Source organism: Brevundimonas sp. NPDC092305 (genome assembly GCF_044755415.1).
GTDB lineage: Bacteria > Pseudomonadota > Alphaproteobacteria > Caulobacterales > Caulobacteraceae > Brevundimonas.
On sequence record NZ_JBIVQY010000001.1, the window covers coordinates 1,656,579 to 1,683,390 of the forward strand.

The following is a 26,812-nucleotide window of genomic DNA, read 5'->3' on the forward strand; positions in this document are numbered from 1 at the left end:
ATCGCGGGTCATTGCAAGGATCGTCGATGCTGCGCCTCCTGCTCTCGCCCGCCGCCCTGCGACAGGCCGCCGACGCCGTCCGCCGCGGCCCCTATGTCGAGGGGGCCGCAACCCCGCGACCGTGGTTGGGCCTGCTCGCCTTCGTCGCCCTGGGCGGCGCCTTCCTGATCGCCTTCATGATCGCGGCCGGCGCCTTCATTGGCCTGGCAAGCGGGTCCGGGGTCGAGTTGTTCAATCCCGCCATGATGGAGGGCAACGCCGGCCGCTATCCGCTGACGGACGAGAGCAGCTTCGTCATCGCCCTGGCGGTCATGCTGATGCTGATGACCCTCTGCCTGCTGGCGGCGGCGATCATCGTCTATCGCCGCCCCGGCCGCGCCTTCCTCTGGCCCGATCAGTCCGGCGGCTGGCGACAGCTGGGCGTCGGCTTCGTCGCCCTGATGGCGATCCTGTTCGTGCAGTGGCCTCTGTTCGCCCTGCTCGAGGGGGGCGGCGTCTCGCCCATCCTCGATCCCGGCGAGCCGCTCCGGCTGCGCCTGCTCTACGCCGCCGCCGCGGCTGTCGGCCTGTTCTTCGCCGCCGCGGCCGAGGAGATCATCTTCCGCGGCGTCCTGCTGCGCATCCTTGGCGGCCTGACCCGCCGGGTCTGGCTTGTCCTGCTGCTCAACGGCGCGCTGTTTTCACTGATCCACCTCGACCCCGACCCGGTCGCCTTCATCGCCCGGATGCTGTCAGGCATGGTCTGGGCGTGGGCCGCCCTGCGGCTGGGAAGCATCGCCTTCGGGATCGGCGCCCACTGGGCCAACAACCTTTTCATTGCATGGTTTCTGGAGCCGTTCTCCGCCGCCGCCCAGACAGGCCGGGCCATGCCGCCTGCCTATCTGGCCGCGGAGCTTGTCGCCATGCTGGTGATGCTGATCGCCATCGAACTGCTGGCCCGGGGTCGCCCCGCGCCCCGCTGATCAGCGCCCGCGCTTCGGTCCGCCCCGGCTGTCAGGCCGCCCTCCGGGCTTGCCCGCAAAGGGCTTTCCGCCCGGCTTGCGGTCGAACGACCGTTTGGCGTCACCGCTCGCCGGCTTGCCCGGGCCCCGCGTGCCGCCGCCCCGGACTTCGCCGCGCGGCTTGTCGATGAACTGGTCGTCCCTCGGCTTGAAGACGCGCTTCGGCCGTTCGCCCGCGCCCTCGGCCTTCGGCGCCGCCTCGGTGCGCGCACGCGGCTTGAAGGTCTTGGTATGCTCGAACTTCGGCTTGGCCTTCGCCCAACCGTCCTTCTTCGGAGCCCGTCGGCCGGTGTCGCCGCCCTCGGCCGCCGCGCTCTCGGCCGCCCTCACCCGGCTGGGCTTGCGCGAAGGATCCGACATGGCTGAACCGGAGCTTCCCTTCACGATCGGCGCCTTCGTCCGGCGTCCCGGGATCGGCGCCGGAGTCTCGACGGTGTTGCCCGTCGGCAGGTTCTCTGGGCGGATGTGCTGGGCCAGCATCTCGCGGATCACCCGCGGACCGACCTCTTCCACCGACCCGACCGGCAGCGTGCCCAGCTGGAACGGTCCGTAAGCGAGACGGATCAGGCGATTCACCGTCAGGCCAAGATGCTCCAGCACCTTGCGGACCTCACGGTTCTTGCCCTCGGTGATCGAGACGCTGATCCACAGATTGGCCGACGACTTCTCGCCGTCCGCGGTCTCCTTGGCCTTGTCCAGCGTCGCCTCGATCGGCCCGTACCGCACGCCGTCGACGGTCACGCCGTCCTTCAGCGTGTCCAGCTGCAGCTGGCTGACCCGGCCGCGCGCCCGCGCCCGGTACTGGCGCACCAGTTCGGTCGCCGGCAGCTCCAGCGCCCGGCTCAGCTCGCCGTCGTTGGTCAGCAGCAGCAGGCCCTCGGTGTTCAGATCGAGTCGCCCGACCGAGATCACCCGCGGCAGGCTGCTGGGCAGCGCGTCGAACACCGTCGGCCGTCCGCCCGGATCGCTGTGCGAGGTCACCAGCCCGCTGGGCTTGTGATACCGCCAGACGCGCGTCGCCTGGGCCGCGCCGACCGGCTTGCCGTCCACGGTGATCACGTCCTCGCGCGTCACCAGCGTCGCGGGCGTATCCAGAATCTTGCCGTTCACCGCCACCTTGCCGAGACCGATCAGGCGCTCGACCTCGCGGCGCGAGGCAATGCCGGCGCGCGCCATCGCCTTGGCGATACGCTCGCTGCGTTTCGGCGCTTCCTCGACCTTGGGGCCGCCCTTTCCCGCGCCCTTGGGACCGCCGTCGCGCGGACCCTTGGCGAAAGGTTTTCGGGGGCCGTCCTTCCGGTCGTCTTGACGCGGGCGGGGCTTCTTGTCGTTGTCTCGGGGATGGCTGACCATGATGAGCGGTTCATGCGCATGGCGCTCGACCTTGCGCAAGCGGCGGCGGACGCCGGAGAGACTCCGGTAGGCTGCGTGATCGTCGACGAGTCGACGGGCCAGATCGTCTCCGAAGGCCGCAACGGCCCCATCGGCGCTCACGACCCGACCGCCCACGCGGAGATGGTGGCGATGCGCTCTGCCGCGAAAAAGCTGAATAATTACCGACTTACCGGCCTGACCCTTTATGTGACGCTTGAGCCCTGCGCCATGTGCGCCGGGGCCATCAGCCACGCCCGCATTGGCCGCGTGGTCTATGGCGCGGACGATCCCAAGGGCGGCGCCGTCGCTCACGGCCCCCGCTTCTTCGAACAGCCCACCTGTCACTCCCGCCCCACGGTTCAGGGCGGCGTTCTGGCGGACGAGGGCGGCGACCTGCTGCGCGCCTTCTTCCGCGCCCGGCGCAAAGGAACGGGGTCCGACACGGCGCGTTGATCGGGCCAGCGTCCCAACGGCAAGGCTTGTTCCCTGATGCGTCGTCCCGTCCTGTTGCTCGTCGCGGCCGCCAGCTTGGCCGCCTGTGGCCAGCAGCCCTCCAAGGCCCCTACCGACGGCGACGCCGTTCGCCAGCGCGCCGAGGAGGCCCAGACCGCACGCCGCCGCACCGGCGCCGAGCTTCAGGACCGCGCCCTCAACCGGGTCGTGCGCACCGTCTACCTGTGCAACAACGGCGAGCGGCTGTCGGTCGACTTCGACAACCCGCGTCAGATGGCCACCGTCCGCAACTCGAACGGCGAGGCGGTCGACCTGTTTCAGGAACGCTCCGCCGACGGCATCTGGTATCGCGCCTCAGGCTATGAGCTGCGCGGCAAGGGCGTGATGGCCAACTGGTCTTCCGACGGCCGCGAGCCGACCGACTGCCGCGCGGTGGACTAGACCGCGCCTTCGCTCTTCAGGAACGCCAACACAGCATCAGCGTCCGCCCCTTTCTCAACGAAAGCCTCGCCCACGCCGTGGGCGAGGATCAGCGTCAGGCGTCCGCCCTCCGCCTTCTTGTCGCCGGCCATGCGCGCCAGCAGCCGTTCCGCGCTGAATGGCCCGATGTGATCCAGCCGCGTTGGCAATCCGGCCGCTGCCAGGCCAGCCTCCGCCCGCGCCGCCTCCGCCGCATCGCACAGCCCGCGTGAAGCCGAATACCGGAAAGCCAGCGCGCACCCCAAGGCCACCGCTTCGCCGTGCGTCATCACCTCTTCATCGAAGCCCAGCTCCGCCTCGATCGCATGACCGAAGGTGTGACCGAGGTTCAGCAGGGCGCGTCGCCCGGCTTCCTTCTCGTCCTCGCCGACGATGGCGCTCTTGATCTCGACAGAGCGAACGACCGCGCGATGCAGCGCCTCCGCGTCCCCCGTCGCGCCCGCCGCCCCGTCGCCCGCCAGCCAGTCGAAGAAGGCCGCGTCGCAGATCAGCCCGTGCTTCAGCACCTCGGCCCACCCCGACCTCAGCTGTCGCGCCGGCAGGGTCTTCAGCACCGCGATATCCGCCAGCACCAGCCGCGGCTGATGGAAGGCCCCGACCAGATTCTTCCCTCTCGGCGTATCGATCGCCGTCTTGCCGCCGACAGAGGAATCCACCTGCGCCAGAAGCGTCGTGGGAACCTGCACGAAGTCGATCCCGCGCATGAACAACGCCGCCGCCAGCCCGGCCAGATCGCCCACGACCCCGCCGCCAAGCGCAACGATCAGGTCGGTCCGGTCCAGCCCGGCTGCCAGCAGCCGGTCGATGACCCGCTCCAGCTCCGCGAACGACTTCGAGCCCTCGCCTGCCGGCACGGCGACCAGTTCCGCCGTCAGCCCGGCCGCCCGCAGCGAATCCAGCGCCGCCTGCCCGTGGATCGCGGCCACCGTCTCGTCCGACACCACGACCGTGCGTCCGCGCGCCAGCGGCGCCACCCGCGCGCCCAGCTCCGCCAGCAGGCCGTCGCCCACCACGACGTCATAAGGCCGGAAACCTGCGCCGGAGACCGCGATCGTCGTTGTCATGCTTCCGCCTCCGCCGCCTCATGGGCCTTCAGCGCCTTCAGGATCGCCTCAACCGCCTGCGCGTGTGCGCCGCCGCCGACATCCACCGTCAGGTCTGACTGGGCGTAGAGCGGGTAGCGCGCTTCCGCCAGCGCCTTGAGGCGCTCCAGCGGGTCGTGTCCCCTCAACAGCGGCCGGGTGTCGCGCCGCTGCACCCGTTGCGCCACGGTCTCCAGATCCGCCCGCATCCATACCGTCACCGCCCGCGCCTTCAGCGCCGCTCGCGTGTCCGCGTTCAGGATCGCTCCACCGCCGGTCGCCAGCACGATGCGCGGGCCCTCCAGCAGCCGCTTCATCACCCGCGCCTCTCCCGCCCGGAACTCCGCCTCCCCCAAGCTGGTGAAGATGTCCGAGACAGACATGCCCGCCGCCGTCTCGATCTCGGCGTCCCCATCCGCAAACTTGAGCCCCAGCCTGTTCGCCAGCCGCCTTCCGACCGTGGATTTCCCCACCCCCATCAGCCCGACCAGGGCTATGGTGCGCGCATGCGCCGGAACCGATTCACCCTCGCTCACGCCCGGTCTCCCGGTTGGGAATGGCGTGGTACGGCGGAGACGGACGTTCGGCGGGAAGGCATAACGCTGCGAACCTCTACAGGAAGCGCCCTCCGCGCAAGGCGTCACAGCCGGTGACGCCGCAGATCGAGGCCTTTCTGGAGATGATGTCGGTCGAGCGTGACGCCTCGCCCCACACCCTGTCGGCCTACACCCGCGACCTTGAAGACGCCGACTCCGGCTCCGGCGGCCTGATGCAGGCGGATGAACAGGCCATCGAAGGCTGGTACCAGTCCCTGTCCACGCGCGGCCTGTCGCCCGCCACGCAAGCCCGCCGCCGCTCAGCCGTGCGCCAGTTCTACCGCTTCGCGCTGGGCGAAGGCTGGCGCGCCGACGACCCCTCCCGCCGCCTCGACGCCCCGAAACAGGGACGCAGCCTGCCCAAGGTCCTCTCCCGCGACGAGGTCACCGCCATCCTCTCCGCCGTCGCCGCCCGGGACGGCGCCGCCGGCCTGCGCCTGCTCGCCCTGATCGAGCTGGCCTACGCCTCCGGCCTGCGCGTGTCCGAACTGCTCGCCCTGCGCGTCGAGGCTGTCCGCCGGGATCCCGGCTACCTGATCGTGCGCGGCAAGGGCGGCAAGGAGCGTCTCGCCCCGCTCAACGCCTCTGCCCGGGAGGCCGTCAAAGGCTGGCTGGTCGCCCGTGACGCCGCCCGCCCGGAGAAGGGGCCCGACAGTCCGTGGCTCTTCCCATCATCCTCGGCGAAGGGCCACCTCACCCCCCGCCGCTTCGCCCAGCTTCTCGATCAGGCCGCGATCGACGCCAACATAGACCCCGCCCGCGTCAGCCCCCACGTCCTGCGCCACGCCTTCGCCACCCACCTGCTGGAAGGCGGCGCCGATCTGCGCGTCGTCCAGACCTTGCTGGGCCACGCCGACATCGGCACGACCCAGATCTACACCCACGTCGCCACGGATCGCCTGTCGCAGGTGGTCCATTCGAAACATCCGCTGGCGCGCGAGGACTGAACCGCGCTTGCCCCCCGGCGTTGACGTGACTAGTTTCCGCCGCCTTCCGCTGCGCCGCCCGGCGCGCCTTTACCGGACGCCTTGATGGCTACCCACTATCTCGATTTCGAAAAGCCGATCGCCGATCTCGAAGCGAAGATCGATGAGCTGTCGCTGCTCTCGGCCACAGCGTCCGCCGGTTCTTTCGAGTCCGAGATCGAGGGCCTGCGCAAGAAGGCCGGGCAGCTGCGCAAGAAGATCTATTCGGGTCTCGACCCGTGGATGAAGACGCAGGTCGCGCGTCACCCGCAGCGTCCGCACTTCGTCGACTATGTCGACGGCCTGTTCACCGACTTCGTCGAGCTGAAGGGCGACCGTCAGTTCGGGGACGATCAGGCCATCCTTGGCGGTCTGGCCCGCTTCCGCGGCCAGTCCGTGGTCCTGATGGGCCATGAGAAGGGCCACGACACCCAGACCCGCGTCGTCCACAACTTCGGCATGGCCCGGCCCGAGGGCTATCGCAAGGCGGTCCGTCTGATGGACATGGCCGAGCAGTACGGCCTGCCCGTATTGACCTTCGTCGACACCGCCGGCGCCTATCCGGGCCTCGGCGCCGAGGAGCGCGGTCAGGCCGAGGCCATCGCCCGCTCGACCGAGCGCGGCTTGACGCTGGGCGTGCCCTCCATCGCCACCATCACCGGCGAAGGCGGCTCGGGCGGCGCTATCGCCATCGCCTCGGCCAGCCGGGTGATCATGCTCGAGCACTCGATCTATTCAGTGATCTCGCCGGAAGGCGCTGCAGGCATCCTGTGGCGCGACGGCGCGCGGGCCAAGGACGCCGCCATGGCGATGAAAATCACCGGCCCAGACCTGATGCAGCTGAAGATCGTCGATCGCCTGATCGAGGAGCCGATCGGCGGCGCCCACTCTGATCGCGAGGTCGCCATCGCCAACGTCGGCGACGTGCTGACCGACGAGTTGCAGAAGCTCTCGGGCCTGTCGCCCGACGAGCTCCGCAAGGCCCGCGCCGACCGTTTCTACGCCATCGGCCGGCTGGGCTAGGTCAGCCCGACCTTCGCGCCGCGCGTCTGCTTGCGCCACAGGGCGGCGTACTCCCCGCCCTGACGCGCCACCAGCTCATGGTGCGCCCCGCGCTCGATGATCCGACCGGCCTTGAGCACTAGGATCTGCTCCGCATCGGCGATGGTCGACAGACGGTGCGCCACGACCAGCGTGGTCCGCCCCGTCCGCGCCTTCCTTAGCGTCTTCTGGATCGCCGCCTCGGTCCGGCTGTCCAGCGCGCTGGTAGCCTCGTCGAGGATCAGGATGCAGGGATCCGCCAGCAACGCCCGCGCGATCCCGACCCGCTGACGTTCCCCTCCGGACAGCTTCAGCCCGCGCTCGCCGACGACCGTCTCCATCCCGTCCGGCAGCGCCCGGATGAAGTCGTCCAGTTCGGCCGCATCCGCCGCCGCCCAGATCGAGGCGTCGTCCGCCCCCGGCCGTGCGAAGCCGATGTTGGCCCTCAGCGTATCGTTGAACAGCGCCACGTCCTGCGGCACCAGCGCCACCGCCGCCCGCAGGCTTTCCTGCGTCACCGCCCGCACATCGCGCCCGTCGATCAGCACCCGACCTTCCTGCGGGTCCAGCAGCCGCAGCGCCAGCTTGACGATCGTCGACTTGCCAGACCCCGAAGGCCCGACCAGCGCGGTCGTCGTGCCCGGGGCGGCGACGAAGGACACGTCCTCCAGCCCGTTCGCCCGCGCATCATGCCGGAAGCCGACGTCCTCGAACGCCAGCTCGGATGCGAATCCTTCCGCTGACCTCGGCAGAGCCACGGCGTCGGGCGCATCCGCCACCTGTGGCGTCTGCCGAGTCACCTTCAGCATCTCCTCCATGTCGATGAAGGACTGCCGGATTTCCCGGTAGGCGAAGCCCAGAATGTTCAGCGGCGCATACAGGCTGATCATGATCAAAACCGCCGCCGTCACATCGCCGGGCCCCATCCGTCCGGCCGCCGCCTCGAACCCGGCCATGACGGCCATGACGCCCAGACCGATGTTCATGATTACGGCTTGTATGACGTTCAGCAGCGCCAGCGAGCTGTTCGCCTTCAGCGCCGCCCGTGTGTAGTCGCCCAGAGCCGCGTCATAGCTCTGCGCCGCCCGCGCCTCGGCCCCGAACGATTTGACGGTCTCGTAATTCAGCAGGGCGTCCACCGACACGCCGGCCGCCTGCGTATCCGCCGCGTTCATCTCCCGCCGATGCTCGATCCGCCAGTTCGACAGGGCGAAGGTCGAGACCGCGTAAACGGCCACCACTCCGATCGCCAACGCCCCGAACCGCCAGTCGTACTTGCCCGCCAGCACCCCCGCGGCCAGCACCAGCTCCACCCCGGTCGGCACGAGATTGAACGCCAGGATGCGCAGCAGGAAATCCACCGCCCGCGCCCCGCGATCCATGGTCCTCGACAGCGACCCCGACCGCTTGGTCTGGTGGAAATCCAGCGACAGGCTCAGTGCATGCGCGAACGTCTCCGCCGCCGCCGTCCGCTGCGCCGCCGACCGCACAGGCGCGAACACGACGTCTGACGCGTTGGGCGCGATGGCCGACAGCAGCCGCACCACCGCCCATCCGACCGCGAAGCCTGCAAAGCCCAGCGCTATTTCGACCGCCGTCGGCTGATCCGCCGCCAGCCGGTTCACCGCCGCCCCCAGCACCAGTGGCGCCAGGACACCCAGCGCCTTGCCTGCCAGCGTCATGGCGATCGCCCCGATCAACCGTAGCTTCAGCTGCGGCGCGTTTGATCGCACGACCAGCCTCAGAAGATCCGTCAGCGCCGCCAGCGTCGAGGGCCCCTGCGGCGGCTCGGACGGAGGCAGTCCCTGCGCCGCCTTCGCCATGGAATCCCCGCGCCGCCCGCTCCGCTCACCCAGTCTCGCCATGGGCGAGATATGGTCCCGTCGTCAGCCCTCGACCAGCCTAATCTTCGGTCGCCGCGATCCACCGACGGATCAGGGTTTCAAGACGCCCTGCCTGCGACGCAATGTCGGCGCTGTTCGGCAGGGTCACCACACCACGATCCGGCGTCGGCCAGACCCCTATCCTGTCCGGGTCCTCGAAGATGAAGCCGTCCGCGACCCGCTTCTCGACGCCCCGGTGCAGCACGACCCGATATCCGCTCTTCCGGTTCAGGCCCAGCGTGACCCGGTCCCGCCCCGCCAGTGCATAGTTGGGGGCGTTCCACTTGATGCTTTCAACAAGAGCGGGCGCTGCGGTCCGCACGATCCGCCGGAGTTGCTCCACATCTTCACGCGCGTCGGGGTCCAATGCGGCCAACCATTCGTCGATCGGAACTGTCTTCGCCATCAAATCCGCCCCCGCGCCGTCGCCCAGACCAGCCGCAGCCGCTTCAAGGGCTCCGGCTCGTCCGGCCGGATCAGCGCCGCATGAGCGACGGCCGGAAACCCCGCGGCGGGCAGCGGCTTCAGCGCTGCGTTCGCAGCCCCGCGCCGGCTTCGTGCTTCTGCAAACTGCCCCGTCTGCGTCTCCGCCCAAAGCATGGCGGCTTCGTCGACCGCCGCATCCTGATCCGCCCCCGTCAGCACGCGCGCGGCCAGCCGCATTGGCCCCACGAACAGCGCGGTCAGATCGTGCGGTTCGCGGTGGGCCCTCCCGATCTGCGCCTCGATCAAGGCGTCGAACGGCGTCCGCATCAGCCCGCGCCGCGCCACGACATCGGCCAGCGCCTCCAGTACCGGATGGCCCTTCCTCGGCGCGCCGCGGAACACCTCGTCCATCTGCTCACGCCACCAGACGAAGCGCATCTCGGCCAGCATCGGCTGACTCACCCGACTATGGATCGCGTTCAACTCGGCCTCGAAGGCGTAGAGCGCGATCAGGTCCGAGCGCGCCTGCGCGTCGCCGACGAACCGGCTGGACAGCCAGCGGTCGGGGTCGGCCGCGCGAACCTGTGCGTCCAGATCAGCCAAACAGCGTCTGGTACATCGCCATCGAGGTCAGCATCGGCAGCGACAGCAGCAGGTTGGTCCGGCTGGCCAGCATGGCGATACGCGCGGCCTTCGCCTTCTTCTCATCGTCCACCGCGACGATGCCCAGCGCCCGCTTCTGGTTCGGCCAGATGATCCCCCAGACATTGAGGAACATGACGATGGCCAGCCAGACGCCGACGCCCATCAGGGTGAAGCCCTGATCGCCCTGCACCAGCCCGCCGGCGAAGCCGAAGCTCAGCACCTCGTGCGCATAGCTGTGTCCGCGCAGGAACAACACGATGACGCCGAACACCACCGTCGCCAGCGCCGACCAGCGGAACCAGAACAACGCCTCCGGGGCGATATGCTTGCCCACCGCCGGCTTCAGCTCGGCCGGGATCGTCGGCATAACCCGGATCTGGACGAAGTTGAAATAGTACAGCAGCCCGATCCACAGGATGCCCGCGGCCACGTGGGCCCAGCGGAACACCGCCTGCCAGAAGCTCAGGTCATAACCTCCCGGCGCTATCCGGCCGAACGAGAAGATCATGACCCCGGCCAGCACGAGGCTGAGCAGGATCGTGGTGCGGAAATTCGACAGCAGCTTGCCCATGAAGGCCCTCCCCGGCCCTTGATTCGACAAGCGCGACCTTACGCCGGGAACGCCGGGAAGCCTAAGCCCGACCTGACAGGGTCAGGCCGGGCCGGTTTCGATGTCAGGGCCGCGACGCCATACCCAGCTTGACGGGCTTGAGGTCGTCCTTGTCCTTGCGTTCGCCGCCCCGCTTCACGCCCCACAGCAGGATGATCGGCGCGCCGACGTAGATCGACGAGTAGGTGCCAACGATGATGCCGAACATCAGGATGACCGAGAAGCCGAACAGGGCCGGACCGCCATAGAAGGCCAGCGCCGCGAGCACCATCACGGCGGTCATGCCGGTGATGATCGTGCGGCTTAGCGTCTCGTTGATCGACAGGTCGATCACCTCGCGCAACGGCATCTGCTTGTACTTGCGCAGGTTCTCACGCAGGCGGTCGAACACGACGACGGTGTCGTTCATCGAATAGCCGATGACCGTCAGGATGGCCGCGACCATGTTCAGGTTGAACTCCAGCTTCATGATCACGATCAGGCCGAAGCACAGCACCACGTCGTGCAGCAGGCCCACGACCGCGCCCAGACCGAACTGCGGCTCGAACCGGAACCAGATGTAGAGGAACATCAAGCCGATCGCGGACGCCAGCGCCCATAGGCCCTTGGTGAACAGCTCGCCGGACACCTTCGACCCGACGACGCTCGGGGCGGAGAAGCGAACCTCGCCCGCCGCCTCGGCGACAGTCTGCTTGACCTGATTGACGACCGTCGCCTGGTCCTGACCCTGCGGAATCTGGAACCGGACCATGGCGAGGCTCGGTCCGCCGGCCTCTTGCACGCCGACGTCGCCGATACCCAGGCCTTCCATGCCCTCCCGGATAGACTCGACATCGAGTCGCTGGCCCTGGGGCTGGATCACTTCCATGGTCGCGCCGCCGCGGAAGTCGATGCCCATGTTCAGGCCGGGGGTGAAGACGCCCACGATCGAAGCGATCGAGAGGATCGCCGAGATGATGCCGAACGCCTTGGCGTAGCGCACGAACCGGAAAGTCGTGACCTGCGGCAGCAGTTTGATGAGAGGCCATCCACGCATCGCCATCACTCCGCGATCGGCAGTTTTTTGGGTTTGGCCGACTTCAGCCAGAACGCCAGCAGCACCTGGGCCACCAGCACGGACGACAGGACCGAAGTGAACACCCCGATGGACAGCGTCCAGGCGAACCCGCGAACAGGACCCGCGCCGAAGGCGAACATGATCGCCGCCGCGGCCAGTGTGGTCACGTTGGCGTCGATGATGGTCGTCATGGCCTTGGAGAAGCCCGCGTCCATCGAGGCGACGACGCTGCGTCCGCTCCGCGCCTCGTCGCGCATCCGCTCATAAATCAGCACGTTGGCGTCGACCGCGACCGCGAAGGTCAGGATCAGGCCGGCGATGCCGGGCAGGGTCAGGGTCGCTCCGAACAGCGACATACAGGCCACGATCAGCAAGCCGTTCAGGGCCAGCCCGATCACCGAAATGCCGCCGAACAGGATACCGTAGGCCAGCAGCATGAAGAGGACGATGATCGCCGCGCCGATGGCGGCCGAGATCGCGCCGTTGCGGATCGCGTCTGCGCCCAGCTCGGCGCCGACGGTGCGACGCTCCTCGACCTTCAGGGGCGCAGGCAGGGCGCCGCCGTTGAGCAGGTTCACCATCTCGGACGCTTCCGTGATCGAGAAGCTGCCCTGGATGATGCCCGAGCCGCCGGTGATGGCGCTGTTGATGTTCGGGGCCGAGATGACCTTTCCATCCAGAATGATCGCGAACGGCTTGCCGATGTTGGCGGCCGTCGCCTCGCCGAAGCGCCGCGCGCCAACGCCGTCGAAGCGGAAGCCGATGGCGGTCTGGCGATTCTGGTCGGTCGTGACCTCGGCCTTGGTCAGGTTCTCGCCCGAGACGAGGATCTGGCGTTTGACGAGGTAGGGGTTTCCCGCCTCATCCGGGATCAGTTCGGAGTCCGGCGGAACCAGTCCGCCCAGCGCGTCCTGCACCGAGTTCTGCACGTCCACCAGCTGGAAGGTCAGCTGGGCAGTCTGGCCGATCAGGCGTTCCAGCTCGGCCGGATCGCTCTGGCCCGGCGCCTGCACCACAATCCGGTCGGCGCCCTGACGGGTGATCGAGATTTCCTTGGTGCCGCTGGAGTCCAGACGACGGCGGACGACCTCGATCGACTGGGCCACCGCATCGGGGCCCATCGCGCTCAGGGCGTCGTCGGTGAAGGCGTAACGCAGGCGATCCGACCCCTGCTGCTGAACGATACGGTCCGGCCGGCCGTTCGTGCCGAGCCCGATCAGCGCCTGCATCGAGCGACGGGCCATGTCCTGCTGCGCGGGCTCAGCCAGCGTCACCACCACGCCGTTGCCGTCACGCGAGATGTTGTTCACCGCCACGCCGGCTTCGGACAGCACCGTGCGGGCGTCTTCACCGAGGTTCGACAGCCGCTTCTCGCGCATCGCCGGCACGTCGACTTCCAGCAACAGATACGATCCGCCCTGCAGGTCGAGGCCGAGGTTCAGCACGCTCTTGGGCAGCCAGCCGGGCAAGGCCTCGCGCTGGGACTGGCTCAGCATGTTCGGGTAGGCGAACAGCACCCCGAAAACGACGGACAGGGCCAGAAGGATGACCTTCCAGCGTGACAGATGGATCATGCGGGCCTCTCCCGACCTTGCCGGCTAGCCGGTCAGGACTTGTCGTTGGCGGCGATGGCGGTGCGGGTCTGCACCGTGCTGATCATCGACTTGATGACGCGGACGTTCACGCCTTGGGCGATCTCGACCATGGCTTCGTCGTTCTCGACGCGCGTGACCTTGCCGATCATGCCGTTGGACAGGGTGACGTTGTCGCCGCGCTTCAGCGCCGTCACCATCTGCTGGTGCTTCTTCATCTGCTGCTGCTGCGGGCGGATCATCAGAAAATAGAAGACGATGATGATCAGGGCGAACGGGGCGAACTGAATGATGAGGGCCATCGGGCCGCCGTCTGCAACGGGCATGTCGTATTCCTGCGTAAGGCTGCCGGTCGCCGGCGCCCCCTGAAAATGAGGCGCGGAACCTAGGGCGCGCCGTCACACTTTGCAACGCGATCCGCGGTCGCGGGTCACACCCTGCGTCAGCGCGGCAACACCGTCAGCGGATCGACCGCCACCGGCTCGTCCCCGCGCATCTGCCAGGTCTCATAGTGGATCGAGGGGCGCCCGTCCCCGGCCGTGTTGCCGACGGTGCCGATCTGCTGGCCCGCGCGCACCACGTCGCCATCCCGCACGGTAGTCGAGCCCAGATGGCCGTAGACGGTGCGCCAGCCGCCGGGGTGCACGACCAGCACGGTCAGGCCCTGATTGGCCAGGTCGTCGCCGACGTAGCCGACGGTGCCGCCGGCCGAGGCCTGCACGACCTCTCCGGCCGACGCGCCGATATTCACGCCGTTGTTGCGCTCGCCCATGCCCGCAGGGCCGAAGCGCCGGAGGATATCGCCCCGCACCGGCCATTCCAGCGCCACCGCCATCGGCGCCCGCGGCACGGCGGCGTTGCCCGACGGCGGCGGAGGCGGAGGCGGCGGGGGCGTCGCCCCGCCCGCCAGCACCACGCCGATCGGCGAAGGCCCGGTCGCATAGGGATCGCCGCCGATGTCCACCGCGCCCTGCGGCAGGATCAGTTGCTGCCCCGGCTGGATCGATCCGCGCGGGCCCAGATTGTTCAGGTCGATCAGGGTCTGGACCGGCGTCTGGAACCGACGACCGACGCCGGACAGCGTGTCGCCGGACTGGATCGCATAGGTCGCGCCGACCACGGCTGTCCCCCGTGCGGGCGGCGGCGGGCTGGTGAATGCCCCCGAGGCCGGTCCGGCCGCGGACACAGGGCCGCTGACCGGCGGCGGGCTCGACAGCGTCGGCAGGTCCAGCGCCCCGCCCTCGATCTGCTCGACGGGCGACACGGCGGCCGGAAGCGGCGATTCCGTGGCCGGGTTGGTGGGTCCGCGTACGCCTTCCCCGCTCGGTGCGGGAGCATAGGTCGCGGGCGCCGCGGCCGTCGGATAGGTCGGCTGCGGCGCCGCATCGGCGTAAATCGAATAGCGCGGCTCGCGCGGATAGGCGCACGCCGCCGTCAGGCTCATCGCGCCAATCACGATCAGCGCCTTCAGTCCCGTCGCCATCCGCATCATACGCCCGCCTTCATCCTGAGTCTGACCGCCCGTCTGTGCCCGAACTGACCGGAAAACCGCGCCAAAGTTGGGCGGGAAGGTTAACCGAACCTTTCCGACCGCCCTCGTCGCGACCCCGCCGGGCTTGGTCGATGAGCGCTTCAGGTCAGGCGCGCCGGTCGCCACCGTGGGGGCGAACAGAACTCCCAGGCTCATGCTCCCATGCGTTCCTCCCTTCATTTCGGTGTCGCCACCGGAGTGCTCGCCTTCCTCATCGCGCAACCGGCCATGGCCCAGCAGTGCGGCCCGCGCATTCAGGCGCTGATGCCCACGGCGATCGCCCTGAACAGCCAGCCCCACCCGAACTCCGAACGGATCGGGACCGTATTCGGCGAAGGCATGGCGCTTATCGGCGTCGACGAGGCCGCCTGTCTGAGAAAGCTGGCGGAACTGGAGGCGCTGATCCGGGAAAGGCAGCCGGGTTCAGGCGGTGGTGGTGGTGGATTAGGCGGCGGCGATGCGCGCGGCCCGTCGCCTGCGGCCTCGGCTGCCGCACCATCCGGCGGCAGTCAGGCCTCCCCCGCCCCGCGAGCGCCACTGCCCGCCATCACGCCGCCGACGCCGTTCTCGCAGAACATGCCCTCCCATCTGGAGTTCATGCCGCCCGTTCGCCGGCTTGAGATGGAAGCCATGGCCGAGATGGTCGAGGCTGTCCGCGAATCCGGTCTCGCCGCCGTTCGCGTGGCCGCCGAGGCCGACGCCGCCGCGCCGCCGGCGCTTGACGGCAGCCTGCCCAACAAGGCCGGAGAGATCGCCCAATCCGCTAACGAGACCATCGCAACCGCGGAAGCCTTCCAGCAGGTCCTGATCAACGAGCCGGGCGACGTCATCAGTGCGGCGATGGAGGATGCATTCCGGGTCTTTGATGAAGCCAATCAAGCTTACGACCAGATCGTCCAACGGGCGATGGATAGGGAGATGACCGACGCCGAACTTGCCGCCTATACCGAACAGGTCAAAAGCGCCTTGCGTCGTCTCGAGGCGGCCCGGAAAGGTATCCAAGCCGTCCGGATGCGCCAGCTGAAGTGGCTCCTCGAGGAAAAGGACGGCGGCGTGCGCGCCGGCTTCGCCGCGGCCTTCGATCAGATGGAAGCGCGCCATCGCTACGAGCTGCGCATCGTCGATGAGCGCTGCGAGGCGATCGGTCAGGAAGCACACGTTCGCGTGGCCCGTGACCATCTTAACGGCGTCCGCAACTCCGCCGCCATGAGGGAAGCCGAGGCACAGTGCGACGCCATCACCAAGCCCGTCCGTGACCGCCACAACGTGGAAGAGCAGAACCTGTTCGACCAGTATCGGGTCACCGCCGAGGACGTGGAGGCGGAACTGCGCCGGTCGGCGCAGCAGTCGGCCGGTCCCGGGCGAGCTGGTGCAGCCGCAGGAGGTCGCACCGGGGCTGGCGGTCGCGGCGGCGCCGCCAGCGGCGGCGGCGGCGGCGGCGCAGCGAGCGGTGGCGGCAGCGCAGCGGCGACTGCCGATCAGAGCGCCGACGCCCAGGCGGCCTGGAATGCACAAGTCGCCTCGGCAATCGACGACCTCGAGAATTCGGTCGAAATTCTGCGAGCGCGACAGGGTGAGGGCGCCGCCGGCAGTGACAACCCGGGCATTTATCGTGTGATCTACAACGCGCGAGACGTTGTGCAGCAAAATATAGGCGAACTGCATGAGCGGCTGGAGGCGGAGCGTGGGGCGACCGTGGCCGATCAGGATTGGTTGGCAGGCGCCATCAACAAAAGCGCCCGGATCCTGGCTAGCTACGAGGAAATCAACGCTTTGGTGGAAGCCAGGGAATCCGACGACACCGATCCGACACTCGGCGCGCGGCTATCGGCTTCTCACGCCGATAACGACAGGCTGGTCGACGACTTTATGACGCATCTGGCCAATCGTCCCGCGGCCCCCGGCCGGACTGCCCCTAACCCTCCTTCGCCGTCCCCTCCACCAGCGGCACAAACCGGACCTCGCTGAGGCTTTCGCGGCGGAAGCTGCCGTCGTCCTGTCCGACGTAGCGGTGGAGCATCTGCACCGACGTCCGTCCCACGGGCGCCACCAGCACGCCGCCGGGCTTCAGTTGTTTCAGCAACTCCGTCGGCTCGCCGGGCGAGGCGGCGGTGACCATGATGCGGTCGAACGGCGCCTGCTCGGGCCAGCCCTGCCCGCCGTCGCCGTGGCGGGTGATGATGTTGTCGATCTTCAGCGTCTTCAGCTTGGCCTCGGCCTCGACCAGCAAGCTGCGATAGCGCTCGACCGAGTAGACATACCGCGCCAGCCGGCTCAGCACCGCGGCCTGGTAGCCGGACCCCGTGCCGATCTCCAGCACCCGGTGGCGCGGCTGCACGTCCAGCGCCTGCGTCATCAGGCCGACGATATAGGGCTGGCTGATCGTCTGGGCGCAGTCGATCGGCAGGGCCTGATCCTCCCACGCCTGATCCAGAAACCGCTCATGCACGAAGACGGCGCGGTCGATCGACTCCATCGCCGCCAGCACGCGCGCGTCCGTCACCCCCTGCTGCCGCAGCCCGAGGATCAGCCGTCCCGCCCTGTCGTCGTTCAGCTTCATTTGGGAGGGGCCCCGCCCAGCACGCCCTTCAGATCATGCACGCTCGACATATGCGTCAGGTCGATATGCAATGGCGTGACCGAGATCTTCCCGTCGTCCATGGCCCTCAGGTCCGTGCCCTCGGCGTGCTCCTGCTTCGTCCCGCGGAAGCTCATCCAGTAATAGTCGCGGCCGCGAAGGTCCGTGCGTCGCACGGCATGCATCTCGCCGATGTCACGGAAGCCCTGCCGCGTCACCTCGACCTCCTTCACGTCGTCCGGCGCCCGGTTGGGGAAGTTCAGGTTCATCACCACGCCCGACCGCCACGGCTGGTCGAGCAACCGCCGGATGATCGCCGGTGCGAAGGTCTCGGCCGTTTCCCAGTGCGCCGTCACCTCATCGTGGAACCGCTCAAGAGACTGGCTCAGCGCGATCGAGCGGATGCCGAACGCCATCCCCTGCAACGCGCCCGCCACCGTGCCGGAATACGAACAGTCCTCACCGACGTTGTGCCCGCGGTTCACACCAGACAGCACCAGATCCGGCTTCTCGGGCATCAGGTCGTTGACGGCCAGCACGACGCAGTCGGTAGGCGTGCCAGTCACTGCGAACCGCTTCTCGCCGATCCGGTTGACCCGCAGAGGCTCGGTCAGGGTGATGCCCCGCCCCTTGCCCGACTGCTCCACGTGCGGCGCGACGATCCACACGTCGTCGGACAGGGTCCGCGCGATCCGCTCGAGACACTCCAGACCTTCGGCCTCGATCCCGTCGTCGTTGGTCAGGAGAATCCTCAAGCCGGCTCCGCTTAGTTCGACGGACGGATGTCGTCGGCCAGGATCACGAAGGCGCCGGCGCAGTCATTGCGGATGTTCGACCGCCCCTGTTCGATCCGCCCGTTCACGGCGTCCGTCCACGGCGCGGTGCGCCCGACGATCCTGACCTTCTGACCGGCCAGGTCCCGCGCCTGATGCATCTCGCCATTATCCGCCGCGCCGGAGATACAGACCCGGCCGGCCAGCGGCCGACGCACGTCGTCCTGATCAAAGTACAGCTGAAACTCGCCGTTCGACAGCTTCATCCAGCCGACGAACTCGGTCTGCTCGGCCGTCGGAACCGGCACGCGGCTCTGCGCCTGCGCGGCGCCCGCAGCAACCAGCAGGGCCAGAGTCAGGGGAAAAATACGCATGGATCAGCCTCCAACATGGGTGACGCCGCCCATATAGGGCAGCAACGCCGACGGAACGGCGATCCGCCCGTCCTGATCCTGATAATTCTCCATGATGGCGACCAGAGTACGACCGACCGCCAGACCCGATCCGTTCAGCGTGTGCACGAACTCGGTCTTCTTCTCCCCGTCCCGCTTGAACCGCGCGTCCATACGCCGGGCCTGAAAGTCCCCGCAGTTCGAGCAGCTCGAAATCTCGCGATAGGTCCCCTGCGACGGCAGCCAGACCTCCAGATCGAAGGTCTTCCTTGCCGAGAAGCCCATGTCGCCCTTGCACAGCAGCATCCGGCGATACGGCAGCTCCAACTTTTGCAGCACCGCCTCGGCGCACCCCGTCATCCGCTCGTGCTCCGCCTCGGAGTCCTCCGGCCGCGTGATCGAGACCATCTCCACCTTGTGGAACTGGTGCTGCCGGATCAGCCCGCGCGTGTCCCGCCCCGCCGAGCCCGCTTCGGCCCGAAAACAGGGCGTCAGGGCGGTGAGCCGCATCGGGGTGGCGATCTCGCTCTCGGGCAGGATCTGCTCGCGGACGAGATTGGTCAGGGAGACTTCGGCGGTGGGAATGAGCAGGTGTTCGCGGACCCGGAAGAGATCCTCCTCGAACTTCGGCAGTTGCCCCGTCCCGAACATCGCCTCGTCGCGCACCAGATACGGCGGATTGACCTCAAGATAGCCGTGCTCGGCCGTCTGCACGTCCAGCATGAACTGGCCGACCGCCCGCTCCAACCGGGCCAGCCCGCCCTTCAGCACCGCGAACCGCGCGCCGCTCATCCGCGCCGCCGCCTCGAAATCCAGCAGCCCCAGCGCCTCGCCGAGATCGGCGTGGTCCTTGGCCGGACCGCCCTCGCGCGGCGCGCCCCACCGGCCGGTCTCGACGTTGCCCGTCTCGTCCTCGCCCTCGGGCACGTCGTCGGCCGCGATGTTCTTCTGCGCCGCCAGCAGGTCGCGCAGCTCCTTGCCGACTTCCGCCTCGACCTTCTCCGCCGCCGCGATGTCGGCCTTCAGCGCCTCGACCTCGGCCTTCAGCCGGTCCGCCTCGGCCATGTCCTTCTTCGCCATGGCCGCGCCGATCAGCTTCGACGTCGCATTGCGCTTCGACAGCGCCTCCTGCCCGGTGGTCTGTGCGGTGCGCAGTTCGCGGTCCAGCCGCAGGATGTCGGCCACCAGCCCGTCCGCCTCCGCCACGCCACGCGACGACCACCCGGCCACGAAGGCTTCGGGATTGTCTCGGATGGCGCGGATGTCGTGCATGGTCGGTCTCGTTGAAAGGAAGCGATGCTCTAACTGACTCCCTCCGCCAATGGGAGGGCCGACCAGACGCTTTCCTTCTGCCGCAAGGGGAGAAGGGAATTTCGCCCGATCCCTGCGATCCCTCAGGTGTGATCCCTGAGCCGGATTTCCCCAACCCGATCAACGCCGGTGCAGAATCTTCCAGCGTCCTGCGCCCCGGCCCTGGAACCGCGCACACAATAGGCCCGTCCCGTCGCAAGGGAGGCTCGCTAGGCCGGCGAACCAAGCGGCGTCGGGAGCGGAGGGAGCGGGAGGTGGTCTTCGGACTGCCGCCGCCCCGGTCGGACGGTCGCAACCTCACCGGCGGCGATCATCACCCGGCCGGGGGTCAGGGAGGGTCGAGGGGGATACTCGGCCGTTCCGGGGATGGTTCACGCCGAACCACCCGCCCGCCGGGGGCGCTGCGGTAAGGCCCGAACACGGCCACCCGACGCAAGCTTCCGGATAACCCCCCGCGCGGAGCGTCAGTCTTTGCCGAAACATCTAACCCACACGGTCACCGGGCGAAGGCCCGGCGCTCCGCCACAGCCTCCCATTCACCGCTTCATCCGAAGCGGCGTTTCCACACGCCTGTAAGCATGATCGTTGTTAACCTGCCCCGCCTTCGCTAGGCGTTTCCAGACACAACCCGGAGCGACCATGTCCCGGTTCGAAGGCACATCGAACTATATCGCCACCGACGATCTGAAGATCGCCGTCAACGCAGCCGTTGCGCTGGAGCGTCCGCTGCTCATCAAGGGCGAGCCCGGCACCGGCAAGACCGTGCTGGCCTATGAGATGGCCAAGGCGCTGAACGCCCCCCTGATCACCTGGCACGTAAAGTCGACGACCAAGGCCCATAACGGCCTGTATGAATACGACGCGGTCAGCCGTCTGCGGGATTCCCAGCTGGGCGAGGAACGGGTCCACGACGTTCGCAACTATCTGAAAAAGGGCAAGCTGTGGGAGGCCTTCACCTCCCCCGTCCGTCCCGTCCTTCTGATCGACGAGATCGACAAGGCCGACATCGAGTTCCCCAACGACCTGCTGCAGGAACTCGATCGCATGGAGTTCTATGTGCACGAGATCGACGAGACGATCCGCGCCGAAATCCGCCCCGTCGTCGTCATCACCTCGAACAACGAGAAGGAGCTGCCCGACGCGTTCCTGCGCCGCTGCTTCTTCCACTACATCCGCTTCCCCGACGCCGACACGATGGCCTCGATCGTCGAGGTCCACTTCCCCGGCATCAAACCTCGGCTGGTCTCGCAGGCGCTGAAGACCTTCTACGAAATCCGCGACACGCCGGGCCTGAAGAAGAAGCCTTCGACCTCGGAACTCCTGGACTGGCTGAAGCTTCTGCTTGTCGATGACATCGACCCCGAGACCCTGCGCGAGACCTCCCCGAACAGGCTCATCCCCCCGCTTCACGGCGCGCTGCTGAAAAACGAGCAGGACGTGCACCTGTTTGAACGCCTCGCCTTCCTGAACCGCCGCGAGGGCTCACGTCCGGGCGGCTGAACACCGCACCGACACGGGATCGGACGGGTTCTGACACGCCGATTACCGCGATTTCACTGGATTCCAGCCTGATCGCGCGCAGGATGCGCTCGACAAGGACCTCTAGCCCGATGACCCACCGCCTCATCCTTCTGCCCGCCGTCTGCGCTCTGGCGCTGTCGGTCGCCGCCTGTGACGGCGGCGGGGTGCGCGTCTCCTCCACGACCACCGTGGACGACGGCGAGGGCAAGGGCGCGCTGAAGGTCGTCGACACCCTTCAGTGCCCTGACCGGCAGGGCCAGCTGACCCGCAAGGGCACGGCCACCAACGGCGGGACGGTCTGCACCTACGTCGGTCCGCGGGGGGCCATGGTGACGCTTCATCTCGTCGCGCTGGACGGCAACACTCCGGCGCAGATGCTGAAATCCTTCGAGGACAGCCTCTCGACCAGCATGCCGCAGGCCGTCTCACAGCTGTCCGCCGCCAGCGCCGAGGCGGACGCCGAGGCCGCCCGGGCCGATGCCGAAGCCGCCCGTGTCGAACAGGGCGGCGATCAGGCCTCGGTCCGCATGCCGGGGGTCTCGGTCGACGCCAAGGGCGATCAGGCCAGCGTCCGCATGCCGGGGATCCGTATCGAGGCCGACGGCGACAAGGCCACGGTCGACATCGCGGGCATCAAGATCGACGCTGACGACACCAACGGCTCGGTCAACATCGACGGCGGCGACGACGGCGAGAACGTTTCGATCCAGGCCCATAACGATGCCGCCGAGATCCGCAGCGACTCCCCCGGCGCCGCCACCCGCTCGCGCTGGATCCTGACCGACAGCCGCGGTTCGGCCGAGGGCTGGCGTGTGGTCGGCTATGAGGCGCGCGGCCCCGTCGGCGGTCCCATCGTCGTCGCGACCGTTCGCTCCAAGGACCGCAACCACGACCGCGCCTTCGAGGACGCCCGCGCCCTCGTCGCCCTCAACGTCGGGGAATAACCGCCTCCGACCCTTGATCGGTCGAGCGCGATGTGCTGCCACGTCCGGCCAACCGAAGGACGTTCCCTTGGCCGCTGCCCGCCCCGCCTCCAAAGCCGCCGCCCAGCCCCCGCGGGCCTGGCAGCGCATGCTGTCCGGCCGCCGTCTCGACCTGCTTGACCCCTCGCCGTTCGACATCGAGATCGAGGACATCGCCCACGGCCTCGCCCGCGTCGCCCGCTGGAACGGCCAGACCATCGGCGAGCACGCCTTCTCCGTCGCCCAGCACTCCTGCGTCGTCGAGGAGATCGCGGCCCACATCCAGCCCGGCCTCGACCCGAAATGGCGTCTCGCCGCCTTGCTGCACGACGCGTCGGAATACGTCATCGGCGACATGATCTCGCCCTTCAAGGCGGCGCTGGGCGTCAACTACAAGGCCTTCGAGGCGCGGCTGGAAAACGCCATCCACATCCGCTTCGGCCTTCCTCCGAAGACGCCGACGGCGATCAAGGTCCTGATCAAACAGGCCGATCGCGCGTGCGCTTATTTCGAAGCCACACAGCTGGCCGGCTTCACCAAAAAGGAGTCCCTCGGCTTCTTCGGCCGGCCGCCCGCCGGCTACGACCTCGTCATCGACCCCCTGCCCGCCCCGGTCGCCCAGCAGCGCTATCTCGAGCGATACCGCGTCCTCGCGGAGGCCACGGGCGTCGTCGCCGGTCCCGACGCCTGGCACACCGAATAGCCATGGCCGAACCGGGGGTCCGCATCGGTCTGTCCGCCGTCGTCTTCGCGCTGCGCGACCGCCGGGCCTGCGTCCTGACCACAACGGGCGAGGACGGCCTCGCCGCCCTTCCCTTCGGCCCCTTCGACCCCTCGAAGGATCGCACCTTCGAGCGGGCCCTGCGCGACTTCGTCACCGCCCAGACCGGCTTCCGCCTCGGCTTCGTCGAGCAGCTCTACACCTTCGGCGACCTGAACCGCGACAGCCCCCGCGCTACGCCCGGCCCCGACCGCCGCCGCGAAGTCTCCGTCAGCTATCTCGCCCTGACCGCCGACGCGTCCGCCGACGCCCAATGGACGCCCGTCCTCGACTTCTTCCCTTGGGAAGACCGTCGCGCCGGCCCCGCCGCCTGCGTCTCCGAGCTTGCCTCCGCCCTCGACCGCTGGGCCGCCTCGGATGCCCGCCGCCGCGCCCGCGTCGACATCCTGTTCGCCATCGACGGCGGCCGCTGGAACGAGGGCCGTGTGCTTGAGCGCTACGAACTGCTCTACGAAGCCGGTCTGGTCTCCGAGGCCGCCCGCGACCACGACCAACCACCGGCGCCTGCGGCCCCCGGCCGCGCCATGGCGTCCGACCACCGCCGCATCCTCGCCACCGGCCTCGGCCGCCTGCGCAGCAAGCTGCAGTACCGTCCCGTCCTGTTCGACCTGATGCCGGCGGCCTTCACCCTGTCCGACCTCCAGTCCGCCGCCGAGGCCGTCGCCGGCCTGTCGCTGCACAAGCAGAACTTCCGCCGCGGCGTAGAACGCACCGGTCTCGTCCAGCCCACCGGCCGCCTGTCCTCCGCCACCGGCGGCCGACCCGCCGAGCTTTTCCGGGTCGCCGAAGCCGACCTCTCGGCCGCCGAGACCATGGGCCTGCCGCTTCCCGCCCAGCGCTGAGGAAAATCATCCGTCTGCCGCTTGCGGACGCGCCCCCCTCCCATTAGAGAGGCCGTCCGTTCGACCAGAACACTTACGGCCCCGCGGAGAGGTGGCAGAGTGGTTGAATGTACCGCACTCGAAATGCGGCGTGCCTTAACGGGTACCGGGGGTTCGAATCCCCCCCTCTCCGCCACCGTCTTGCTGAGCGCTATCAGCTACTCGTTACCAGCACCTGAAACGCCGGCAGCGCTGTCATGGTAATCGCCAACGCTCACAACTTCCCCTACCCCGGTGCTCTCATGCGGTCGCCGCCGCCCACACTACATCGGCTCAGGCGCTGCGTTACAGGTTTCTGGCGATCTGAGGACCGAACTTGATCGTCCGGCAGCGGATGGTCTCGTAGCTCACAAGCGAGCCACACCTAGCCCAGCGTGGAGACTTGTTAGCGTTAGACTGACAGCACCGAAGGACCGATAGCTAGACAGACGCAGGGAAACGCATAGGCGCCAGCATCACGCATGCAATCAACGCTCCGACCCCCGCGAGCGCGAAAACCGTTACCAGCGAGGCCCCCAAGGTGAACGCCCCCACAGCAAGCGCCGGAGCCAGGCTTTGAGGCAAGGCGACGGCGAGGTTCATAACGCCAAGATCGCGGCCTGCCGTCCCGGGATCGGGTAGAATTTCCGCTGTCATCGCCGCGACGGTGGTCGCGTGAAGGCCGTGTCCAATGCCGAACAGCGCCTGAGCGATGAACGGCATCGGCCAACTGAAAGGGGCGGCCAACAACATCAGAGCGGCCGCCATACCCAGTCCCCCGATCACCACCAGCGGACGTCTCGCGCCTATCCGATCTGAAAGCACGCCGCCGGCGAAGCCGCTGAGCATTGCGGAGGCCGTTCCGACGACTAGCAGGAGACTGAACGTGGTTGTCGCCTCCATACCGGACGGGCGGCTGTCCAGACTCTGGATCAAAAACAGTAGATACAGGGTGTGGATCGCAATCGCACTTTCCATCAACAGGCGTGACAGGAAGGCCAGACCGAAGTTCCGTCGACGCAGGGCAGCGAACGAAAAGCGCGATAGCCCGGGTGTCTCCGATGTTGGCCGGGGCTCGCGCACGGTGAGTGCGAAGGGAAGTATCAGAAGCGCGGCCACGACCGTCACGACCAGCAGCCTCGCCCCGATTGGCCCTGGAATGGTCGCCACCACGGTGGCGGTAAAGAAGGTTGCGACCGGTAAAGCCGCCCCGGCCCAGGCAGAGACCAGACCCTTGCGCGCATTTGGCACCATGTCCGGCACCAGCGCCGTAAGTGGCCCGTAGACCGCGTTCACCGCAATTTGGAACACGACCACCGCGAGGATGAGCGCGATCCTGTCCTGCGCCCAGCCGATCAGGGCCATGGCTACGGCGAAAGCCATGACGCCGACGATGATCCATGGCCTGCGGCGACCGAATGGACCGCGCGTCCGGTCGCTGAGCACGCCAAACAGCAGATTGGCTCCGGCGGCCGCCAATCCCCCGATCATGGCGACCTGACCGAGCAGAACAGCCTTGTCATCCGCACCGATTGCCTCCGCCTTCATGGGCAGCAGAAGGGTCAGCAAGGGAATGAAGCAGATAAAGGCGCCCGCTTGGGCAAGCCCGTAACCGACCATGAACCGCCAGGACAGTGCGCGCGTCTTGGGCGTGGGAGCGTCGTACATTCCGCCCATATGACGCAGCATATGAGTCTATTGAAAGCTTGACGCCACGCCGCCATCGTTGGGGCAGCACCTGAGGACCTGATTTGAAAGCGAGAACGCCAACGATCGACGATGTCGCGCGCGCATCCGGCGTGGGCCGCACGACCGTGTCCCGCGTATTGAACGGAGGACCAAACGTCCGTGACGAGGTCCGCGATCGAGTTCTGAAAGCCGTGGCGTCGCTGAACTACCGCGTCAATCCGCAGGCACGTTCGCTGGCTGGCGGAGCCAGCCGAATGCTGGCCCTCATCCTCGCGTCCGATCTGGAGGCCGAACCCAACTCCTTCTACGCATCCGCGCTGGAGCTGGGCGCTCTGCGCGAATGCTTGTCCCTCGGCTATCAGCTGATGGCCCGTCCGGTGCCGCAGCACAGTCCCGACCGCCGGCAACAGGTGCTGGAGCTGGTGACCACCCAGCGCTGTCAGGGCGTCATCCTGACCCCGCCGTTCAGCGACGACCGCCAGTTGATCGAGGACATCCGCCGTCAGGGCGTGGAGGTGGTCAGCATCTCGCCCGGCGAGCCCGGCCGCGCCTTGGCCGACGGCGTCGGCATCGATGACGAGGTCGGGGGCTATGACATCGCCAGGCACCTGCTCCATCTCGGCCACCGTCGGCTCGCCTTCATCGGCGGCATCGAGGGCCACCTTTCGGCGGAGCGCAGGTTCGACGGCCTGAAGCGGGCCCTGGTCGAGCAGGGTCTCGATCCCGCCGACGTCGAGGTCACACGAGGCGACTTCACCTTCCGCTCGGGCAGCATGATCGCAGGCCGTCTGCTGGATGGACCGACGCCGCCGACCGCCCTGATCTGCGCCAACGACGACATGGCCGCCGGCGCGCTGTCGACTGCGCATGGGCGCGGACTGGACGTGCCGGGCGATCTCTCGATTACCGGCTTCGACGACACGCCCGTTTCCGAGATCGTCTGGCCCCCGCTGACGACGGTTCACCAGCCGCTGAAGGACATGGGTCGCGAGGCGGTGCAGGTGCTCGCCGGGCGTCTGAACGGCGCCGCGCGCGAGCCCGGCTGGCGCTTCGTCACCCTGCCCCACGCCGTGGTGTCCCGGCGCTCGGCCGACCGCGTGATGCCGACGCTCGTCAGCGCCAAAGCTTGACAGACGCCCCCGGTTCGAGCGCTTGATTGGAAGCGCTTCCAAAGTCGCCGGTTCACGGCGCGGGCGCACAGGGAGCAGA

Annotated in this window: 27 protein-coding genes and 1 tRNA gene; 12 read left to right on the forward strand and 16 right to left on the reverse strand. The window is 68.1% G+C overall.

Annotated features, from left to right (window positions below; genetic code table 11):
* The first annotated feature begins 26 nt into the window (after window positions 1-26).
* Window positions 27-962, forward strand: a complete 936-nt coding sequence (locus tag ACIQC9_RS08270; RefSeq protein ID WP_400614323.1) for a lysostaphin resistance A-like protein — start codon at window positions 27-29, stop codon at window positions 960-962.
* On the opposite strand, the gene ACIQC9_RS08275 is transcribed toward ACIQC9_RS08270, so the two are convergent.
* Complete coding sequence (locus tag ACIQC9_RS08275) at window positions 963-2,354, reverse strand: pseudouridine synthase (RefSeq protein ID WP_400614325.1); 1,392 nt, start codon at window positions 2,352-2,354, stop codon at window positions 963-965.
* Here ACIQC9_RS08275 and tadA point away from each other — a divergent pair.
* Together tadA and ACIQC9_RS08285 are read left to right on the forward strand one after the other, a co-directional pair.
* Complete coding sequence (gene tadA / locus ACIQC9_RS08280) at window positions 2,343-2,828, forward strand: tRNA adenosine(34) deaminase TadA (protein WP_400614328.1); 486 nt, start codon at window positions 2,343-2,345, stop codon at window positions 2,826-2,828. The two genes, ACIQC9_RS08275 and tadA, sit on opposite strands and share 12 nt — an antisense overlap.
* A gap of 36 nt (window positions 2,829-2,864) precedes the next feature.
* Window positions 2,865-3,269, forward strand: coding sequence for an MliC family protein (locus tag ACIQC9_RS08285; RefSeq protein WP_400614330.1), 405 nt, complete (start codon window positions 2,865-2,867; stop codon window positions 3,267-3,269).
* Here ACIQC9_RS08285 and aroB read toward each other — a convergent pair.
* Both aroB and ACIQC9_RS08295 read right to left on the reverse strand, forming a co-directional pair.
* Window positions 3,266-4,372: a 3-dehydroquinate synthase gene (gene aroB, locus ACIQC9_RS08290; RefSeq protein ID WP_400614333.1), complete on the reverse strand. Its 1,107-nt coding sequence runs from the start codon at window positions 4,370-4,372 to the stop codon at window positions 3,266-3,268. The genes ACIQC9_RS08285 and aroB overlap by 4 nt on opposite strands.
* The gene (locus ACIQC9_RS08295) at window positions 4,369-4,926 is read right to left on the reverse strand and encodes a shikimate kinase (protein ID WP_400614335.1); all 558 of its coding nucleotides are present in this window, start codon (window positions 4,924-4,926) and stop codon (window positions 4,369-4,371) included. The genes aroB and ACIQC9_RS08295 overlap by 4 nt, the downstream gene beginning before the upstream one ends.
* Before the next feature lie 143 nt (window positions 4,927-5,069).
* On the opposite strand from ACIQC9_RS08295, the gene ACIQC9_RS08300 reads away from it, so the two are divergent.
* Both ACIQC9_RS08300 and ACIQC9_RS08305 read left to right on the forward strand, forming a co-directional pair.
* On the forward strand, window positions 5,070-5,933 hold the full coding sequence (locus ACIQC9_RS08300; protein ID WP_400615436.1) for a site-specific tyrosine recombinase XerD: 864 nt from the start codon (window positions 5,070-5,072) through the stop codon (window positions 5,931-5,933).
* An 84-nt stretch (window positions 5,934-6,017) separates the two neighbouring features.
* The gene (locus ACIQC9_RS08305) at window positions 6,018-6,974 is read left to right on the forward strand and encodes an acetyl-CoA carboxylase carboxyltransferase subunit alpha (protein WP_400614337.1); all 957 of its coding nucleotides are present in this window, start codon (window positions 6,018-6,020) and stop codon (window positions 6,972-6,974) included.
* Here ACIQC9_RS08305 and ACIQC9_RS08310 read toward each other — a convergent pair.
* From ACIQC9_RS08310 to ACIQC9_RS08345, 8 genes are all read right to left on the reverse strand, one after another.
* Entirely contained in the window at window positions 6,971-8,815 is a 1,845-nt protein-coding gene (locus ACIQC9_RS08310; RefSeq protein WP_400615438.1) for an ABCB family ABC transporter ATP-binding protein/permease, read from the reverse strand. The two genes, ACIQC9_RS08305 and ACIQC9_RS08310, sit on opposite strands and share 4 nt — an antisense overlap.
* Before the next feature lie 79 nt (window positions 8,816-8,894).
* Entirely contained in the window at window positions 8,895-9,281 is a 387-nt protein-coding gene (locus tag ACIQC9_RS08315) for a DUF1801 domain-containing protein (protein WP_400614339.1), read from the reverse strand.
* On the reverse strand, window positions 9,281-9,904 hold the full coding sequence (locus tag ACIQC9_RS08320) for a squalene/phytoene synthase family protein (protein ID WP_400614341.1): 624 nt from the start codon (window positions 9,902-9,904) through the stop codon (window positions 9,281-9,283). The genes ACIQC9_RS08315 and ACIQC9_RS08320 overlap by 1 nt, the downstream gene beginning before the upstream one ends.
* Window positions 9,897-10,517: a hypothetical protein gene (locus ACIQC9_RS08325; protein WP_400614343.1), complete on the reverse strand. Its 621-nt coding sequence runs from the start codon at window positions 10,515-10,517 to the stop codon at window positions 9,897-9,899. The genes ACIQC9_RS08320 and ACIQC9_RS08325 overlap by 8 nt, the downstream gene beginning before the upstream one ends.
* 103 nt (window positions 10,518-10,620) lie before the next feature.
* On the reverse strand, window positions 10,621-11,598 hold the full coding sequence (gene secF, locus ACIQC9_RS08330) for a protein translocase subunit SecF (protein WP_400614345.1): 978 nt from the start codon (window positions 11,596-11,598) through the stop codon (window positions 10,621-10,623).
* A complete protein-coding gene (secD, locus tag ACIQC9_RS08335; RefSeq protein WP_400614347.1) occupies window positions 11,598-13,187 on the reverse strand; it encodes a protein translocase subunit SecD in 1,590 nt (529 codons plus the stop codon). Before secD ends, secF begins: the two co-directional genes overlap by 1 nt.
* A gap of 32 nt (window positions 13,188-13,219) precedes the next feature.
* Window positions 13,220-13,531: a preprotein translocase subunit YajC gene (gene yajC, locus ACIQC9_RS08340; protein WP_400614349.1), complete on the reverse strand. Its 312-nt coding sequence runs from the start codon at window positions 13,529-13,531 to the stop codon at window positions 13,220-13,222.
* Between the two features lie 116 nt (window positions 13,532-13,647).
* The gene (locus ACIQC9_RS08345) at window positions 13,648-14,892 is read right to left on the reverse strand and encodes a peptidoglycan DD-metalloendopeptidase family protein (RefSeq protein WP_400614351.1); all 1,245 of its coding nucleotides are present in this window, start codon (window positions 14,890-14,892) and stop codon (window positions 13,648-13,650) included.
* A 183-nt stretch (window positions 14,893-15,075) separates the two neighbouring features.
* On the opposite strand from ACIQC9_RS08345, the gene ACIQC9_RS08350 reads away from it, so the two are divergent.
* Window positions 15,076-16,704, forward strand: coding sequence for a hypothetical protein (locus ACIQC9_RS08350; RefSeq protein WP_400614353.1), 1,629 nt, complete (start codon window positions 15,076-15,078; stop codon window positions 16,702-16,704).
* On the opposite strand, the gene ACIQC9_RS08355 is transcribed toward ACIQC9_RS08350, so the two are convergent.
* The 4 genes from ACIQC9_RS08355 to serS are packed head-to-tail and all read right to left on the reverse strand — an operon-like array spanning window position 16,652 to window position 19,751.
* A complete protein-coding gene (locus ACIQC9_RS08355) occupies window positions 16,652-17,296 on the reverse strand; it encodes a protein-L-isoaspartate(D-aspartate) O-methyltransferase (RefSeq protein WP_400614355.1) in 645 nt (214 codons plus the stop codon). The two genes, ACIQC9_RS08350 and ACIQC9_RS08355, sit on opposite strands and share 53 nt — an antisense overlap.
* Window positions 17,293-18,069: a 5'/3'-nucleotidase SurE gene (gene surE, locus ACIQC9_RS08360; protein ID WP_400614357.1), complete on the reverse strand. Its 777-nt coding sequence runs from the start codon at window positions 18,067-18,069 to the stop codon at window positions 17,293-17,295. The genes ACIQC9_RS08355 and surE overlap by 4 nt, the downstream gene beginning before the upstream one ends.
* Before the next feature lie 11 nt (window positions 18,070-18,080).
* Window positions 18,081-18,461 (reverse strand): hypothetical protein, encoded by a 381-nt coding sequence (locus ACIQC9_RS08365; protein ID WP_400614359.1) that lies wholly within the window; start codon window positions 18,459-18,461, stop codon window positions 18,081-18,083.
* A gap of 3 nt (window positions 18,462-18,464) precedes the next feature.
* Window positions 18,465-19,751: a serine--tRNA ligase gene (gene serS / locus ACIQC9_RS08370; protein ID WP_400614362.1), complete on the reverse strand. Its 1,287-nt coding sequence runs from the start codon at window positions 19,749-19,751 to the stop codon at window positions 18,465-18,467.
* 678 nt (window positions 19,752-20,429) lie between these two features.
* Here serS and ACIQC9_RS08375 point away from each other — a divergent pair.
* The 5 genes from ACIQC9_RS08375 (at window position 20,430) to ACIQC9_RS08395 (ending at window position 24,071) form a co-directional block, all read left to right on the forward strand.
* On the forward strand, window positions 20,430-21,290 hold the full coding sequence (locus ACIQC9_RS08375) for an AAA family ATPase (RefSeq protein ID WP_400614364.1): 861 nt from the start codon (window positions 20,430-20,432) through the stop codon (window positions 21,288-21,290).
* Window positions 21,291-21,400: 110 nt separating this feature from the next.
* Entirely contained in the window at window positions 21,401-22,255 is an 855-nt protein-coding gene (locus tag ACIQC9_RS08380; protein WP_400614367.1) for a methyltransferase type 11, read from the forward strand.
* 127 nt (window positions 22,256-22,382) lie between these two features.
* Window positions 22,383-22,976 carry a YfbR-like 5'-deoxynucleotidase gene (locus tag ACIQC9_RS08385; protein WP_400615440.1) on the forward strand — a complete coding sequence of 198 codons (594 nt, stop codon included), beginning with the start codon at window positions 22,383-22,385 and terminating at the stop codon, window positions 22,974-22,976.
* A gap of 2 nt (window positions 22,977-22,978) precedes the next feature.
* Window positions 22,979-23,896 (forward strand): NrtR DNA-binding winged helix domain-containing protein, encoded by a 918-nt coding sequence (locus ACIQC9_RS08390; RefSeq protein ID WP_400614370.1) that lies wholly within the window; start codon window positions 22,979-22,981, stop codon window positions 23,894-23,896.
* Window positions 23,897-23,981: 85 nt separating this feature from the next.
* Window positions 23,982-24,071, forward strand: a tRNA-Ser gene (locus ACIQC9_RS08395).
* 284 nt (window positions 24,072-24,355) lie between these two features.
* Here ACIQC9_RS08395 and ACIQC9_RS08400 read toward each other — a convergent pair.
* On the reverse strand, window positions 24,356-25,603 hold the full coding sequence (locus ACIQC9_RS08400; RefSeq protein WP_400614372.1) for an MFS transporter: 1,248 nt from the start codon (window positions 25,601-25,603) through the stop codon (window positions 24,356-24,358).
* A gap of 62 nt (window positions 25,604-25,665) precedes the next feature.
* Here ACIQC9_RS08400 and ACIQC9_RS08405 point away from each other — a divergent pair, with 62 nt between their 5' ends.
* Complete coding sequence (locus ACIQC9_RS08405) at window positions 25,666-26,733, forward strand: LacI family DNA-binding transcriptional regulator (RefSeq protein ID WP_400614374.1); 1,068 nt, start codon at window positions 25,666-25,668, stop codon at window positions 26,731-26,733.
* Window positions 26,734-26,812: the final 79 nt, after the last annotated feature.